Annotated in this window: 16 protein-coding genes and 1 pseudogene; 9 read left to right on the top strand and 8 right to left on the bottom strand. The window is 36.3% G+C overall.

All coding sequences use genetic code 11. The features are described from left to right. Window positions 1-135 precede the first annotated feature (135 nt). Window positions 136-1,449: a 30S ribosomal protein S12 methylthiotransferase RimO gene (gene rimO, locus GQO39_RS02690; RefSeq protein ID WP_156850837.1), complete on the top strand. Its 1,314-nt coding sequence runs from the start codon at window positions 136-138 to the stop codon at window positions 1,447-1,449. Window positions 1,450-1,493: 44 nt separating this feature from the next. Here rimO and ttcA read toward each other — a convergent pair whose 3' ends face one another. The 4 genes from ttcA to GQO39_RS02670 all read right to left on the bottom strand — a co-directional run bounded on the left by ttcA (window position 1,494) and on the right by GQO39_RS02670 (window position 5,096). Continuing rightward, a complete protein-coding gene (gene ttcA, locus GQO39_RS02685) occupies window positions 1,494-2,372 on the bottom strand; it encodes a tRNA 2-thiocytidine(32) synthetase TtcA (RefSeq protein WP_156850890.1) in 879 nt (292 codons plus the stop codon). Window positions 2,373-2,651: 279 nt separating this feature from the next. Next, a complete protein-coding gene (rpsD, locus tag GQO39_RS02680) occupies window positions 2,652-3,269 on the bottom strand; it encodes a 30S ribosomal protein S4 (protein WP_007553313.1) in 618 nt (205 codons plus the stop codon). A 176-nt stretch (window positions 3,270-3,445) separates the two neighbouring features. Beyond that, a complete protein-coding gene (gene murI / locus GQO39_RS02675; RefSeq protein ID WP_156850836.1) occupies window positions 3,446-4,267 on the bottom strand; it encodes a glutamate racemase in 822 nt (273 codons plus the stop codon). Beyond that, window positions 4,260-5,096, bottom strand: coding sequence for an RNA methyltransferase (locus tag GQO39_RS02670; protein WP_156850835.1), 837 nt, complete (start codon window positions 5,094-5,096; stop codon window positions 4,260-4,262). The genes murI and GQO39_RS02670 overlap by 8 nt, the downstream gene beginning before the upstream one ends. 321 nt (window positions 5,097-5,417) lie before the next feature. Between GQO39_RS02670 and sfsA the strand changes: the two are divergent. The 3 genes and pseudogenes from sfsA to radC all read left to right on the top strand — a co-directional run bounded on the left by sfsA (window position 5,418) and on the right by radC (window position 7,754). Then, window positions 5,418-6,132: pseudogene (gene sfsA, locus GQO39_RS02665) on the top strand (DNA/RNA nuclease SfsA). Beyond that, a complete protein-coding gene (gene map, locus GQO39_RS02660; protein ID WP_007553308.1) occupies window positions 6,125-6,955 on the top strand; it encodes a type I methionyl aminopeptidase in 831 nt (276 codons plus the stop codon). The pseudogene sfsA and the gene map overlap by 8 nt, the downstream one beginning before the upstream one ends. A 16-nt stretch (window positions 6,956-6,971) precedes the next feature. Then, entirely contained in the window at window positions 6,972-7,754 is a 783-nt protein-coding gene (radC, locus tag GQO39_RS02655; RefSeq protein WP_156850834.1) for a RadC family protein, read from the top strand. A 46-nt stretch (window positions 7,755-7,800) separates the two neighbouring features. On the opposite strand, the gene GQO39_RS02650 is transcribed toward radC, so the two are convergent. The 4 genes from GQO39_RS02650 to GQO39_RS02635 form a co-directional block, all read right to left on the bottom strand. Continuing rightward, window positions 7,801-8,013, bottom strand: coding sequence for a DUF3126 family protein (locus GQO39_RS02650; RefSeq protein ID WP_007553306.1), 213 nt, complete (start codon window positions 8,011-8,013; stop codon window positions 7,801-7,803). Window positions 8,014-8,651: 638 nt separating this feature from the next. Continuing rightward, a complete protein-coding gene (locus GQO39_RS02645) occupies window positions 8,652-9,425 on the bottom strand; it encodes an alpha/beta fold hydrolase (RefSeq protein WP_156850833.1) in 774 nt (257 codons plus the stop codon). After that, complete coding sequence (locus GQO39_RS02640) at window positions 9,415-9,939, bottom strand: DUF192 domain-containing protein (RefSeq protein ID WP_156850832.1); 525 nt, start codon at window positions 9,937-9,939, stop codon at window positions 9,415-9,417. The genes GQO39_RS02645 and GQO39_RS02640 overlap by 11 nt, the downstream gene beginning before the upstream one ends. Window positions 9,940-10,203: 264 nt before the next feature. After that, entirely contained in the window at window positions 10,204-10,779 is a 576-nt protein-coding gene (locus GQO39_RS02635; RefSeq protein ID WP_156850831.1) for a cold-shock protein, read from the bottom strand. Between the two features lie 332 nt (window positions 10,780-11,111). Here GQO39_RS02635 and GQO39_RS02630 point away from each other — a divergent pair, with 332 nt between their 5' ends. From GQO39_RS02630 to GQO39_RS02610, 5 genes are all read left to right on the top strand, one after another. After that, the gene (locus GQO39_RS02630; RefSeq protein ID WP_156850830.1) at window positions 11,112-12,245 is read left to right on the top strand and encodes an ABC transporter substrate-binding protein; all 1,134 of its coding nucleotides are present in this window, start codon (window positions 11,112-11,114) and stop codon (window positions 12,243-12,245) included. A gap of 121 nt (window positions 12,246-12,366) precedes the next feature. Next, window positions 12,367-13,443, top strand: a complete 1,077-nt coding sequence (locus GQO39_RS02625) for a branched-chain amino acid ABC transporter permease (RefSeq protein ID WP_156850829.1) — start codon at window positions 12,367-12,369, stop codon at window positions 13,441-13,443. Then, on the top strand, window positions 13,443-14,501 hold the full coding sequence (locus GQO39_RS02620; protein WP_156850828.1) for a branched-chain amino acid ABC transporter permease: 1,059 nt from the start codon (window positions 13,443-13,445) through the stop codon (window positions 14,499-14,501). Before GQO39_RS02625 ends, GQO39_RS02620 begins: the two co-directional genes overlap by 1 nt. Further along, window positions 14,498-15,280, top strand: coding sequence for an ABC transporter ATP-binding protein (locus tag GQO39_RS02615; RefSeq protein WP_156850827.1), 783 nt, complete (start codon window positions 14,498-14,500; stop codon window positions 15,278-15,280). Before GQO39_RS02620 ends, GQO39_RS02615 begins: the two co-directional genes overlap by 4 nt. Then, window positions 15,267-15,977 carry an ABC transporter ATP-binding protein gene (locus tag GQO39_RS02610; protein WP_156850826.1) on the top strand — a complete coding sequence of 237 codons (711 nt, stop codon included), beginning with the start codon at window positions 15,267-15,269 and terminating at the stop codon, window positions 15,975-15,977. Before GQO39_RS02615 ends, GQO39_RS02610 begins: the two co-directional genes overlap by 14 nt. The last annotated feature ends 37 nt before the right edge of the window (window positions 15,978-16,014 follow it).

Raw genomic sequence — 16,014 nt, 5'->3', positions numbered from 1 at the left:
AGAAATTATTTTGTACTTTTTATATTATGTCACATGTATTAATAAAATATACGCACTCATAAGATAGAGCATTTTTTATTCTTAACGAAGTAAAAATCGCATAAAATTTAATTGCGTAAAGTTGTAGGATTTATCATGGTAGCACCTCGTATTAGTTTTGTCTCCCTCGGATGTCCAAAAGCATTGGTAGATTCTGAGCGAATTATTACTAGACTCCGATCTGAAGGTTATGAAATTTCACATAAGCATCAAAGTGCTGATCTCGTTATTGTGAATACCTGTGGTTTTCTTAATTCTGCCCGAAGTGAATCATTAGCCAATATTGATGAAGCTCTCAAAAAAAATGGAAAAGTTATTGTAACTGGGTGTCTTGGTGCTGCTCCTGATGTTATTCGTCAAGCATATCCTAATGTATTAGCCATTATAGGACCGCAAGCTTATGAAAGTGTTATACAAGCTGTTCATACAGTAATTCCCCCAATTCATGATCCATTTATCGATTTAGTTCCCCCACAAGGTATTCGCTTAACACCTCGCCATTATGCTTATTTAAAAATTTCTGAAGGATGTTCTAATCGATGTAGTTTTTGTATTATCCCTACTCTGCGTGGTAATCTTACTTCACGTCCTATCAGTGAGGTTCTTCGCGAAGCTGAAAAGCTTGTACAGGCAGGCGTAAAAGAACTTTTGGTTATTTCACAAGATACAAGCGCTTACGGCTTTGATATTAAATATCGCGAAAATCCTTGGAAAGATCGCACAGTAAAAACCAAATTTTTCGATCTTTGTTATGAATTAGGCAAGATGGATATTTGGATACGCATGCATTATGTCTATCCTTATCCTCATGTTGATGAAGTTATTGAGCTTATGGCAGAAAGAAAAATTCTCCCTTATCTAGATATTCCTTTCCAACATGCATCACCAACGGTTTTACGTAACATGAAACGTCCTGCTCATATGGAAAAAACAAACCGTAGAATTGAAAAATGGAGGGAAGTTTGTCCAGATCTCACTTTAAGATCAACATTTATTGTTGGTTTCCCAGGGGAAACGGATGAAGATTTTAACACACTTCTCGAATGGTTAGAGGAAACAAAAATTGAACGTGCTGGCTGTTTTAAATATGAAGAAGTAAAAGGTGCTGCTGCAAATGATTTAGGATTAGAAAACATTTCTGAAGAAATAAAAGAAAAACGCTGGCACCGCTTTATGACGAAACAACAACAAATTTCTACCCATCTTTTAAAGAAAAAAATCGGAAAAAGACTTCAAGTTCTGATTGATGAAAGTCAAGGAAAAACCGCCAAAGGTCGCAGTCAATATGATGCTCCAGAAATAGATGGTGTTGTGCATATATCATCACGACGACCATTACGTGTAGGTGAATTTGTTACTGTAAAAATCGAAAAATCGGATGCTTACGATCTTTATGGCATCGCAGTCTGAAGATGAATTTCAGACTTATTGTACTTAACAACTAATCTTTATAATTATAATAAAGTTGTAAAATCAAAGAATTTTTTATCAAGTAAATGGCTTGGACGAACGTTTGTCAGAGCACGAATCATGGTATCTTTACGTCCCGGCATTCTTCTTTCAATATCTCTTAGCATTTCTTTCATTGCATTGCGTTGTAATCCATCTTGGCTACCACAAAGATTGCAAGGAATGATAGGAAATTGCATTGCTTGAGAAAATTTCTCCATATCTTCTTCTGCAGCATAGACAAGAGGGCGTAATACAAAAAGATCTCCTTCATCGTTGATAAGTTTTCCAGGCATAGCTGCTAATCGTCCACCATGAAACAAATTCATAAAAAACGTTTCTAAAACATCATCACGATGATGTCCGAGAACTAATGCAGAACATCCCTCTTCACGAGCGATACGATATAAATTACCACGTCGCAACCGAGAACAGAGCGAACAATATGTTTGCGTATAGGGCAATTTATCTGTAACAATGGAATAAGTATCCTGATACTCAATGCGATATGGAATTTGATAAGAGTTTAAAAAATCTGGAAGAACATGCTTTGGAAAATCGGGGTGTCCTTGATCAAGATTACAAGCTAGAACTTCAACAGGCAAAAGACCGCGCCATTTTAAATCTAAAAGAAGCGCTAGTAAACCGTAAGAATCTTTCCCACCTGATAGAGCAATAAGCCATTTTTTTCCTGAAGAAAGCATAGAAAAATCATCCAAGGCTCGCCGCATATGACGTAACAGCCGTTTACGTAATTTATTAAACTCCACAGTTGAAGGAGCAATCCGAAATATTGGATGACAATCATCAACTTCGCTTAATAAAAAATCAGCTTTCTCTACATTCTTTTTCATTACCTTATATTCAACTAGAACATTGTCCATAATATCATAATCTTGCATAATAAATAGCAGATTCTGTAAAAGTGATAGAAACAACAAGGAATGTAGTGCGGACCAAACCTATCTTTTTCAATTTATAGGATGAGATATGCAAAAAGAACAGGCTATATAAACCTTATTGCTATAAAATATAACAATAAACTCGATATAGCGCCATTATTTAACAAAAGGCACTTCGTTAGCCTCAATAGCTATAAAGCAACATAATAAGTCTTAGCATATAGCAAAGCAGAGAGAGTAGTAGCTCTTCCCATAGAGAACTTAACGAGAGTAAAATTCAACAACTAAATTAGGTTCCATTTGCACGGCATAAGGAACATCTGCAAAAGCAGGAACACGCGTAAATGTCGCTTTCATTTGATTATGATCTGCTTCAATATATTCAGGTACATCACGCTCTGCTAATTGCACAGATTCCAAAACTAAAACAAGCTGTTTTGATTTTTCACGAATTTCAATAATGTCACCTGGTTTACAACGATATGACTGAATATTTGTGCGCCGCCCATTTACATTAACATGACCATGATTGATAAATTGACGAGAAGCAAAAATTGTAGGAACAAACTTTGCACGGTAAATGACAGCATCCAAACGCGATTCCAAAAGACCGATAAGATTTTCACCAGTATCACCACGTCGACGAGCAGCTTCTTCATAAGTTTTACGAAATTGCTTCTCTGAAATATCACCGTAAAATCCTTTTAACTTCTGCTTAGCACGCAATTGCACACCATAATCAGAAAGTTTTCCTTTACGGCGCTGTCCGTGCTGTCCTGGACCATAGTCACGGCGATTCACAGGAGATTTCGGACGCCCCCAAATATTTTCTCCCATACGGCGGTCAATTTTATATTTTGTTGTTTCGCGTTTACTCATCGCATTTCCTTTAAAAATAAAACATAAAATCTCACAATGAGATCTCAAGGAAACGCGCCCTCCTCTGCCTTTAAATTAAAAGACTGACAGGACTCCTTCACATGTAATACGTAAAGTCATCCACGGGACACGTCAATTAATGCCATTTTCTCGAAAGAAAAAGCTAAAGGTAACTTCTATTGATCTCGGACTCCAAAGTCAACTCCTTTCATAATATTTAAACTAAATCCTTTTAACAAACGCCTTGTAGAAGAAGTTACATTTTGCGATGTAAACAACGCAAAATCCTTATGCTTCTTTATGGTTTTCGGTATTACTCTTTTTGGTAATAGTGATCTTGTGTGTTTAGCTACAGCTTTTGCCGGATCAATCCATGCAACTGGCCATAAAGCTTGTTCACGAAAGAAGTTAATTAAAAAAGGATAATGTGTACAAGCTAAAACAACAATATCAGTATATTTGCCATTTTTCTCAACAAAACACGGAAAGATTTCGTGACGTAATTCTTCCAAGTTTATAGGTTTTCCACGTAAATAATCTTCAGCAAATCCAGCAAGTTTTTCACTTCCAACAAGCTGAACATGACACTGAGTAGCAAAAGAATTAATTAATTCATGTGTATAAGAACGCTTAACTGTTCCAGGAGTGGCTAATACTGAAATAAAGCCAGATTTTGTTTGTTCTGCTGCTGATTTAATTGCAGGAACCGTTCCTACAAAAAGAATATGGGAAAATTTTTGTCGCAAATCTGCCATCATCAATGTAGAAACGGTATTGCAAGCGATTACACATAAAGCAGGATTATAGAGTGTTAAAAGATTTTTAAAAATCTTTAAAATGCGGTTTTTCAGAACATTTTCTTCCCAACTTCCATAAGGAAATCCCGTATCGTCAGCAACATAAATAAATTGTCTTTCAGGGACAAGCATGCGGACTTCTCTCAACACCGTCAAACCGCCAATGCCACTATCAAAAAAAAGAACAGGCCGTTCATCCATCAGTATTCACACTTGTTTTTAATTTTTTACGATCACAATCTACAGGCGCACCACTCCCTCGTGGAAACTTAGGCGAGAAATGATCCAATGAAGAAATAATCCCACGTAGCAAGTGAATCTCAGATTCACTAAAATGAGCGCGCGTAAAAACAGAGCGCAGATTTGCAACCATCACTTCTTTGCGCTCTCGGGGTCTAAAATATCCACGGATATCCAAAGCACCTTCTAACTGAGATAAAAAACCATGAAAGGTTGCTTTATTCGCTGGCTTCATCTTTGTTGCACGAAAAGCTGTATCTCTCACATCTTCCAAACCTGATTTCATCCATTCGTAAGACATAAGCAAAACCGCTTGCGCAATATTGAGCGATGCAAAAGCAGGATTAACTGGAAAAGTGATAATTTCATCAACAAGACTGATTTCATCATTTTCTAGTCCCCACCTCTCTCTTCCAAATAAAATCCCCGTCTTATGTCCAATATTTTCATGCTGACGTAACATACACGCTGCTTCAACAGCACTTTTTACAGTTTTAAAACCACATCTTTCACGTGCCGTTGTAGCAAAAACATAATGTAAATCTGCAATCGCATCACGCAACGTAGCAAAAATCCTTGTATCGTTAATAACATGATCTGCTTTACTAGCTGCAGCTTTGGCTTTTTTATTTGGAAATGCTTCTCGAGGCGTAACTAACCGAAGCTTAGAGAGCCCAAAATTTGCCATCGCCCTTGCTACCATACCAATATTTTCAGGCAATTGCGGTTCGACTAAAATAATAATTGGACCACTTGTTAAATTTTTACGTTTCCTATCGGTTCCAGCCATCAATCTTACCTAATTCTAAATATTATGCCCCTATAACTGTTTTTGAACGCAACCTTTTAATAAAATATGCCATAAAACAATCTTTTAAATAACAAATTACGGTCCATATTATCTTTTCATTAAGAGTTTATAAAATAATAACTTTAAAAGGATTAACAATGAATTATGAAAGAAAAAACGAACTTTCGTCTTAGGTCTTAGAGCGGTTATATGAGTTACTTTAATGTCTTTTTGCATCTACAGCGTATTATTTAACGTGCTATAGCATTTACAAATAGCAATCTGAATTGAACTAAAAAATATACATTCTAAAAAAGGCATATGCTCTTTATTCCAAAACTTTTTCCTGCAAAGATCATCCGTCGTTATAAACATTTCCTTGCTGATGTTACAAGAAGCGATGAAGGCATCTTCACGATGTCAGTTCCTAATACAGAATCTATGCTTGGATTGGCAACTCCAAACTCCAATATTTGGCTTTTATATAACAACAATTCCAAGCGAAAATACACATATCGATTAGAAATTGTCGAGGCAAATAATACTTTGGTTGGCATCAATACAACTTTACCCAACAAACTTGTATTAGAAGCAATTCAAAATAGATTATTACCAAAATTAAACGGGTACAAAACAATTTTGAAAAAACAATACTATGATACATAATCGCGAATTGACTTTTTTGCGCGATGGCATCACCCCTGACTGTTATTTAGAAGTAAAAAATGTTCACTTTATTCGCCAAAAAGGATTAGCAGAATTTCCTGATACCGTGACAAAATGCGGCACACGTCACCTTGAAAAACTCATAAAAATTGTGCAACAAGGGAAACAAGCCGCTATGTTCTATATAATTCAACGGGAAGATTGCTTATCTTTCACAATATGCCATGATCTTGATCCAACTTATGGACGTAAATTTGATTTAGCATTAAAATCAGGGGTAGAATTTTATGCTTTAAAATGTCACGTAAGTATAGAAGGTATTTTTTCGATTCATCGAGTAGAAATAGAAAACAGAAAAAGCAATGACTGAATATATTGAATATAATAAAATACCCTTAAAATTTAATGGGCAAATCCGCATTTTTGATGAGCAGGCTTTTGTTAAAATGCGAGAGGTTGGTCGCATTGCTGCTGAATGCCTTGATGCACTCACAGATATTATTAAACCTAGCATCACTACGCAAGAAATTGATGATTTTGTATTTACTTTTGGTGCTGAGCGAGGAGCACTTCCTGCTGACCTCAATTATCATGGATACGAACATTCATGCTGTACATCTATCAACCATGTGGTTTGCCATGGTATTCCTAATAAAAGACCCTTGCAAGAAGGAGACATTGTTAATGTTGATGTAACTTTTATTCTCGATGGTTGGCATGGAGATTCAAGCCGCATGTATCCTGTAGGGAAAATCAGGCGTGCTGCAGAACGTTTGCTAAAAATAACACATGAAAGTCTTATGAGAGGGATTGCTGCAGTTAAACCTGGAGCAACGACAGGTGATATTGGCGCTGCTATTCAACACTATGCAGAATCTGAACGGTGTTCAATTGTAAAAGATTTTTGTGGTCATGGGATTGGTCAGCTTTTTCATGATGCACCCAATATTCTCCATTATGGAACCCCTGGAGAAGGAATCGTACTAAAACAAGGTATGATGTTTACAATTGAACCCATGATCAACCTTGGAAAACCACAGGTTAAGATTTTATCTGATGGCTGGACTGCCGTTACACGTGATCGATCTCTTACTGCACAGTACGAGCATACAATTGGTGTAACAAATAAAGGATGCGAAATTTTTACGCAATCTCCTAAAGATATTTTTTATATTCCCAATTTATATGCCTAAATAATGTAGAAACAACATGGCTAAAAAAATAAATAAAAAGGAGGGCATCCAAAGCAACCATTTTGCTTTAACATCAAGTTCTCCAATTAATCCAATATCAAAAACAAAAAGTGAAAACCTACAGATACATAAGCATTACCAAGGACATCGTGAACGACTCCGTAAACGCTATTTAAAGTCAAAAGGAAATGCAATTGAAGATTATGAATACCTTGAATTATTGCTTTTTCGCACCATCCCTCGAGCAAATACAAAACCAATAGCCAAAAACTTGATAGCACGTTTTGGCTCATTAGCTGACGTATTGGGTGCTGATATTCATCGACTTCAAGAAGTTCAAGGATGTGGGCCAGCAACGGCAACTGATTTGAAAATTATTTCAGACGTTGCCGGACGCATTGTTCGTGCAGAGCTATTTAAACGTGATATCTTTTCATCATGGGATAAAGTACTTTCTTATTGTAAAGCTGTCATGGCTCATGAAACACGCGAACAATTTCGTGTTTTGTTTCTTGACAAGAAAAATGGTTTACTTGCTGATGAAGTACAACAAACTGGAACCATTGATCACACTCCTGTCTATCCACGTGAAGTAATTTCTCGAGCTTTGGAATTATCTGCATCAGGACTTATCCTAGTACACAACCACCCCTCTGGTGATGCGACACCTTCTAAAGCAGATATAACAATGACACATAGACTAAAAGATGCAGCAAATGCATTAGGCATTGCTATTCATGACCACCTTATTATTGCACGAAACGAATACACAAGCTTTAAAGCATTAAAAATCATATGAATTTTAATAAAATCAAGAAAGATTCCATTCAGTTATTCGGAACGAATTAATTTCCTAAATCGATATCTAATATGGCCATTGAGAAATTATATGATAGTTCATCTTCATCTTCATCTCGATAGATAATACCTAAAAACTCATCCCCAATATAAACTTCACAAGAATCATCCTTTTTAGGTCGTGTCTTCACTTGCAATGCTGAATTTTGGAATATGTTTTTAAAATAACTATCAAGTTTTTTTATTTCATCAGCATTCACTATGCTCTCCTGTCTTTTGAGATTCTTAAATCAATTCTTGGGCAGCAAATAAGATACTCCTATGATTTTGTAAAGATAGTAAAAAAAATCTTAGTATCAATTTTCACTTATGTTACCTATGCTCAAAACCGCACTATCTTAACACATTTAATTAAGAACCACCCTAAAAAGGTCTATCATCGTTAAATCTATTTGTAGAAATTTAAAAATAAAAAAATGGTTAGAAAATCGTAAATTTTTAATAATTCCTATCTTATTCCCAATTTTAATACCTGCACTTACAAGCATATTTTGGCGAAGCATTGGTCAATCACGTATATCCTTTTTCTTCTAACACAAGTAGAGTTCTATAAAATAAAAGCACTTCGATCTTTTTAAGCTGCTTTGTTTATTTAAAAATCCTATTTCATAATTACAAAATTCTTTTTGACTATTTCCAGAATAACTCATTTCACTTATAAAAGAAGATTGTAGTTCTGCACAAATATATCAAATAGGTTAACGAGAATTTGTTATTTTTTTAACTTTTCATAAAAATTCATACTACATAATAGCTCAGCTTCTCAATAAGCTTTCTACCTTACCGGAGATAAAACACATTAAATTATTCGCAAACTCTCAAATCTATGAATAACTCATCATATGATAGGATAACGAGAAAGAAAATTGATAACGCCTTCTTTATAGACTTTATCTCCCACAGCAAACATATGATCTCGATTAGGAATTAGTAATGCCTCACCACAGGGCAACAAGGCTGCTAATGGTTCTGCTTCACCGCCAATCTTATCTAATGAACCAACAGCAACAAGTGCAGGTTGTTTAATTTTACAAACCTCAGATGCTGTTAATTCCTGTTTTGATGTGATAATACAGGCAGCCAGAGCACGCCTATCGCTTTTAGTTTGATCTGCAAATTTACGGAACATCAAACCACGTGGATTGGTAATAGTAGAAATATCTTCTGCTAAAAGAGCCTCAGCAACTGGTTCCCAATTCCCTGCTCCCGTTAGCAAACCAAGACCTAAGCCACCCAAAATAACACTGTGTACATATGTTGGATACAACAGAGCCATAAATGCACTAATTCGAGCCCCCATAGAATATCCCATGACATGCACTTTAGATAATTCCAAATGCTGCAACAATTTTACTGCATCTCCAGCCATAGCTTGAGGCGTATAAAAAGAAGAATCGTAACTTTTAACTGAATTGCCATGTCCTCGATTATCAAGAGCAATAACACGATATCCTTTCTCAGTAAGAGTTTTAAACCAACCCGTTGAATACCAATTCACACGTGAGGAAGATCCAAAACCATGAATTAACAAAATAGGCATCCCCTGCCCTTCTTCTCGGTAAGCAAAGCGCAAACCGTCATATTCAAAAAAACGAATATCTTCAGCCGCCATTATTTTCACCTTCGCACTTTCCACAAATAGCAGGATGAATAACACGTTGCCCCTTCTCTATTTGTTTTTCAGAAACTTCACCAGCGTTAACCTCAAGTGCAAAAGTTGCGGGAACTCCCGATGAAATAATATCCGTTGAAAATGGTGAAGTTTTTTCCACAATCGATACAATAATACCCTCAGCATTTAAAAAAATCATATCTAAGGGTAAAGGCGTATTTGCCATCCACATAAAAAATTTTTGCTTATCCTTTAACTGCTTACTTTCCTGTTGTCTAAAGAGAATCGCGTGATTACGTGGAAAGTCAGTGCGATACATTAAACCAGCAGCAGCTTGTGATTTTGTAAAAGCAATCTCTACCTTGTAAGAGAACGTATCTTGCTTTGTCTGTATTTTTAAAGGAACTGGATGAATAGGAAACTCCATAGGCTCCCTTGCTAAAGCTATACTCACCTTTAACACATAAAATAGCGCCAACACAACGACGCATCCTCTTTTAAAAGGCTTTAACATTTTTATCACCATCACAGATAACTTTTTAATTTTGTTGCGTAAAATAAAAAATACCAGAATTTAATAAGTAAAAAGATAAGAAAGTCACCTTCTTATTGCTCTCAATTTTACTGTTCTCAACACCATATTTGCAATCTGCTTTATTTGATTTACAGCTTTACAGACATGTCTTTTTTCTGTAGGTACCAGTTTTATAGCTTTTTATGTTTGCGCAACAGCATACCTCTCTAAAAACAAAGAAACCATGCGAATTTAAAAGTAAAATCAATGCGTAGAAAACGGAATTCCTATATCAGGATAAATTTCTGCTGTCATCAAGCCTTTTTCACCTTTACCAAAACGCACAAGAACAACTTGTCCAGAGCGAAGCTCTGCTAAACCAAAACGGCGCAATGTTTCCATATGGATAAAAATATCTTCTGTTCCCTGTCCACGGCTCAAAAAACCAAACCCTTTATCACGATTAAACCACTTAACAATTGCGCGCTCTAAACCACTTTCTGGAGTAACAACAACATGTGTACGAGCTGGAACTTCTGACGGATGAATCGCTGAAGAACAATCTATGGATTTCACCTGAACACACTTTAATCCTCGTTCAGTTTTTTCTACAGCACAGACAACTTTTGCACCCTCCAGAGCCGTTTGAAAACCATCCCTCCGCATCACCGTGACATGCAATAATATATCAGGAAAATTAGGCAAATCAGGTATAATAAACCCATACCCTTTACTACCATCAAACCACTTAATGACACCGCTAATTTCAATAATTTCACCACAAGCACCTAAATTGTCTTCAGATAGAGAATAACCCTTTAATACATCTTTACTCGTCATAATAAAACGTGATCCTGTAGGTCTAAATTATAAGATACCGATTCTTTCATTCTAAGTAAACATTGCTCTTATATCAACACGCAAGCCCCAAGATAAGATTTCCCCATATTGTCGCATCTCTTGATATTAACATGATCCCATATACCTAAATATTTACAAAGATGTTTGATCGTCTGCTTCAGATATCTTACAATGAACACCTTATTGTAGTATAATTGATTTTTCACATAGTGATATTTTCCTAATGTGTAACTTGCATGATGAAGAAGTTCAAGATAAGAAGAACTTAAAATCACGATAAAAATCGGCAATAAGCTTAAGGGAGGTGTGCAATGCAATTAAGGAAAATACTTACTACACTCGCTACTGTAATGGCGCTTGTAACGAATGTCTGTGCAGGTGAGCCTATTAAAATTGGTGTTTACCTTCCGTTAAGTGGTCAAAATGCATTTGGAGGACAACTTGAAATGAGAGGTATACAGCTAGCGCATAAAAAAGTCCCAGAAATACTAGGACGTAAAGTGGAGCTCATTATCATTGATAATAAATCCGATAAAGTAGAAGCAGCTAATGCTGTTATGCGCTTAACTGCTAGTGAAAAAGTTAGTGGAATCATTGGTAGCTATGGCTCTTCACTTTCGTTGGCTGGCGGGGAGATATCTGAAAAAGGAAAGACTCCAGCTATTGCAACCTCCTCAACAAGTCCACTTGTTACACAAGGCAAAAAATATTATTTTCGTGCTTGTTTTATTGACTCCTATCAAGGCATAGGAATTGCGACCTATGTAGCTCAGACTCTACACGCAAAAAAAGCAGCTATCCTCAAAGATATATCAAGCGATTACGCAATTGGACTTGCAAGCTATTTTGCACGCGCTTTCAAAAAGCTGGGGGGTGAAGTTATCTCAAACTTAAACTATAATTCTGGAGATCAGGATTTTTCAGCTGTGCTCACACAGATTATAGCACAAAAACCTGATATTTTATTTATTCCCTCTTATTTTTCCGAAGGTGCTATCATCATGAAACAAGCGCGTGAGTTGGGTGCAAAATTTCAGATTATGGGTGGAGATGCTATGGATAATCCGGAAACTACCACAATCGCAGGAAAGGCTGCAGAAGGTTTCTTGCATACAACACTTCCCTATAGTGTGGATATGCCAAACATGTCAGCAGCTGCGCAAGAGTTTACGAATGAGTGGAATGCAACCTATCCTGATAAGGAACCAAATATCAATTCTGTTTTAGGATATACGAGTTATATGATGTTCATGCAAGCTATTAAAAATGCTGGTAGTGATGATCGTGAAAAGATCACTTTAGAACTTAGCAGATTAAAAGATTTTCAAACACCCTTTGGTGCTATGTCTATGGATGAGAACCATAATCCTAAAATTCCTATCGGTATAATTGAAATAAAGGGCGGGAAACGTGTCTATTTGGATGAAGTTAAACCTGCTTTTTAAAAAATCAAGAAGTTTTACACATTAAAATACAATAAAGTAATTGAAGATTTTTTCTCAACTATAAAGTCTAAAGGCTTCGTATTTTAGCCTGTATGAATTAACAAATATGGAAGGATAAGAGATGAGCACTGAAATGTTCATCCAGTATTTTTTTAATGCACTGGCATTAGGATCACTTTACGGGCTTATCGCTATTGGTTACACCATGGTTTATGGTATCCTGAGACTCATTAATTTTGCTCACGGTGATATTTTTATGCTGGGAGCGTATTTTGTTTTCTTTTCCACAATTAGCTTTATGCCGGCTTGGTCCGCTATCCTTCTTGTATTATTAGCCGTTCTCATTTATTATTCGGTATTTATAGGGTTTAAAACAAGGCCTCCAATTTATTGGATGGCTATTTTTTTAATTCTTGCTCTAGGGTTCATTTATTATCTCAAAATTGCCCCTCAAGATTTTACACCAATTTGGATTTTGGCTATTTGTTTTTCAGTCTTTATCACAAGTGCAGTAGGTATTACTGTTGACCAGTTTGCTTATAGACCTCTGCGTCATGCTCCACGTATCTCAGCACTCATTGGTGCGATAGGAGTTTCCTTTTTTATTGAAAATGCTGCTACCGTACTCTTTAGTGGTGTCCCAAAAGGGGTAAAACAGCCAGAGTTTCTTGTAAGGCCAATTCTATGGCATTTAGAATCAGGGACTGATAGAATCATTAGAATTTCTCCCATGTCTCTGATTGTTCCTACTGTTTCATTTTTTTTGATTGTGTTATTGTTATGGATTATCCATAAAACAAAACCTGGGCTTGCTATGCGTGCAATCTCATGTGATATTGAAACGACGCGTTTGATGGGTGTTTCCGTCAATAAAGTTATTGCATTCACATTTGGGATAGGCTCAGCACTTGCCGCTATTGCGGGCATCATGTGGTCTCTGCGCTACCCTCAAATTCAACCTTATATGGGTGTTCTTCCTGGACTCAAGGCATTTATTGCAGCCGTTATCGGAGGTATTGGCTCAATTCCAGGAGCAATGTTAGGTGGATTATTACTAGGATTTATCGAAATTATGATTATTGCATTCTTTCCTGCTTTATCTGGATATCGAGATGCCTTCGCTTTTATTTTATTAATTCTGATTTTATTGGTAATGCCCACTGGATTAATGGGCAAAAAAAGTCAGGAGAAAATTTAATGGTAAAATCAGCTACAACTTTTCTATCATGTATCAGTATTTTAGTTCTCATCGGTGTTTTATTTTATGCTGATAACTATTGTAATGATTACACACTTCGTATCATAAATCTTATTGCTATTAATGCGATATTGGCAATTTCTCTTAATTTAATTTACGGTTTCACAGGTATGTTTTCTCTTGGACATGCTGGTTTCATGGCCATTGGTGCTTATGTATGCGCAATTTTACTTCTTTCCCCTGAACAAAAAGAAATGATGTGGATTCTCGAACCTATAGCTGAGCCGTTGCATCATCTACAGTTACCTTTTTTCATGGCCGTTGTTGTAAGTGGTTTGTGTGCTGCAGTTGTAGGTTTATTGATTGCGCTTCCTATATTACGTCTTGGTGGAGATTATCTTGGAATTGCAACATTAGGTTTTGCAGAGATTATTCGTATTGTCATTACGAACGTGACACCCTTAACAAATGGTTCTTTGGGAATCAAAGGAATACCTCAAAATGCGACATTATGGTGGAACTATGGTTGGTTAGCATTCACAGTTATCTTTATTATTCTCTTACTACGAAGCAATACTGGTAACGTATTGCGTGCTATTCGTGATGATGAAATCGCCGCGAAAACGATGGGAATTAACGCTTTTTTTTACCGTAGCTTTTCCTTTACTGTTGGTGCATTTTTTGCCGGTATAGGAGGAGCATTGATGGCTGCTCTTATTTCAACGATTGATCCAAAAATGTTCAACTTTCTTCTAACTTTTAATATTTTGATGATTGTTGTCGCAGGTGGTCTTGGTTCAATTACAGGCAGCATTATTAGTAGCATTATTATTACAGTCATGCTTGAATGGCTTCGCATTATTGAAAGTCCATTTGATTTAGGTTTTATACATATTCCAGAAACACCAGGGCTCCGTATGGTTGTTTTTTCTCTTTTATTGCTAGTGATTATCTTATTTTGGAGAAAAGGGTTATTGGGACAACGTGAATTCTCATGGAATGGAATTTATAGCTTTTTGACACGCAAGAAGCTCTCTAATACTGAGGGAAAGCTATGAACGACACCATCCTTTCACTCAATAATATCGTGATGCGTTTTGGCGGGTTGGTTGCTGTAAATGGCATTAATATGGCAATAAAACGTGGAACGATTACTGGATTAATTGGTCCAAATGGTGCTGGGAAAACAACTGTTTTTAATATGATTTCAGGATTTTATGCCCCCACAAGTGGAACAATTCTTTTTGATGAGCAAAAAGTTTCTGGAGCTCCTCCTTACATTATCTGCAGACGTCATATTGCACGAACATTTCAAAATATTCGCCTTTTTTCAGGGTTAACGGTCTTGCAAAATGTTATGGTGGGAGCTCATGTCCGACAAAAATATCCATGGTTTTCTTCAGCTTTGTTTTTTCCAAAAGCAATGAAAGAAAAAAGAGAAGTCCATAAAAATTCAATGGAGCTTCTTGAACGGCTGCAACTTGATCATATTGCCAATCAATCCGCAATGACTCTGCCCTATGGTGTACAACGTCGTCTAGAAATTGCGCGTGCTCTAGCAACAAAGCCAAAATTACTTCTTCTTGATGAACCTGCTGCGGGGATGAATCCACAGGAAAGTGAAGATCTTAGAAAATTCATAGCAAAAGTGCAAAAAGACTTTGATCTTACTATTCTGCTTATTGAACACGATATGAAAGTTGTTATGGGGCTTTGTCAATATATTTGGGTAATGGAGTATGGCTGTTGCATAGCCAATGGCACACCAAATGAAATTCGTAACAACTCTAAAGTTATTGAAGCTTATCTTGGCGGAGATGTTTATGGATATTCTTAAAATCAAAAATCTTCACGTTCATTATGGCGCCATTAAAGCTATCCAAAACCTTTCTATGTCTATAAAAAAGGGAAGTATAGTAACTTTAATTGGTGCCAATGGAGCAGGAAAAAGTAGCATTGTACGCTCCATTACAGGACTTAATCGATCCATTTATGGAGAAATTATCTATAAAGGCGAATCAATTATTAAAAAATCACCAGAAAAAATCTTGCGATTGGGAATTGCTCTAAGTCCTGAAGGACGGCGCATTATGCCCCATTTTACTGTTTTAGAAAATTTACGTTTAGGTGCTTATATACGTCATGATAAACTAGGGATTGCCCGTGATATTGAATGGATATTTGAGCTCTTTCCACGTCTGCGTGAAAGAGCAAAACAGTTGGGGGGAACAATGTCAGGTGGTGAACAACAAATGCTTGCTGTAGGACGTGCACTTATGAGTAATCCTGACATGATAATATTAGATGAACCCTCTCTAGGTTTAGCACCACTTCTTGTAAAGGAACTTTTTTCGATTATTCGAAAAATTAATGATATGGGAAAAACTGTTCTTCTTATTGAACAAAATGCATTTGCAGCACTTTCTATTGCTGACTATGCTTATATTCTAGAAGTAGGACATATCTTATTTCACGGTGAAGGTAAAGCCATGCTTTCTGATCCACGTGTTAAAGAAGCATATCTTGGTGGATAAAAACTACACAATGTTTAAAAATCAATAGGCTCATTTT

It is taken from the genome of Bartonella refiksaydamii, assembly GCF_902652675.1.
In the GTDB taxonomy this organism is placed as follows: Bacteria; Pseudomonadota; Alphaproteobacteria; order Rhizobiales; family Rhizobiaceae; genus Bartonella; species Bartonella refiksaydamii.
The sequence above is the reverse complement of the archived record's forward strand: the minus strand, read 5'-3'. Positions and strand labels throughout refer to the sequence as shown.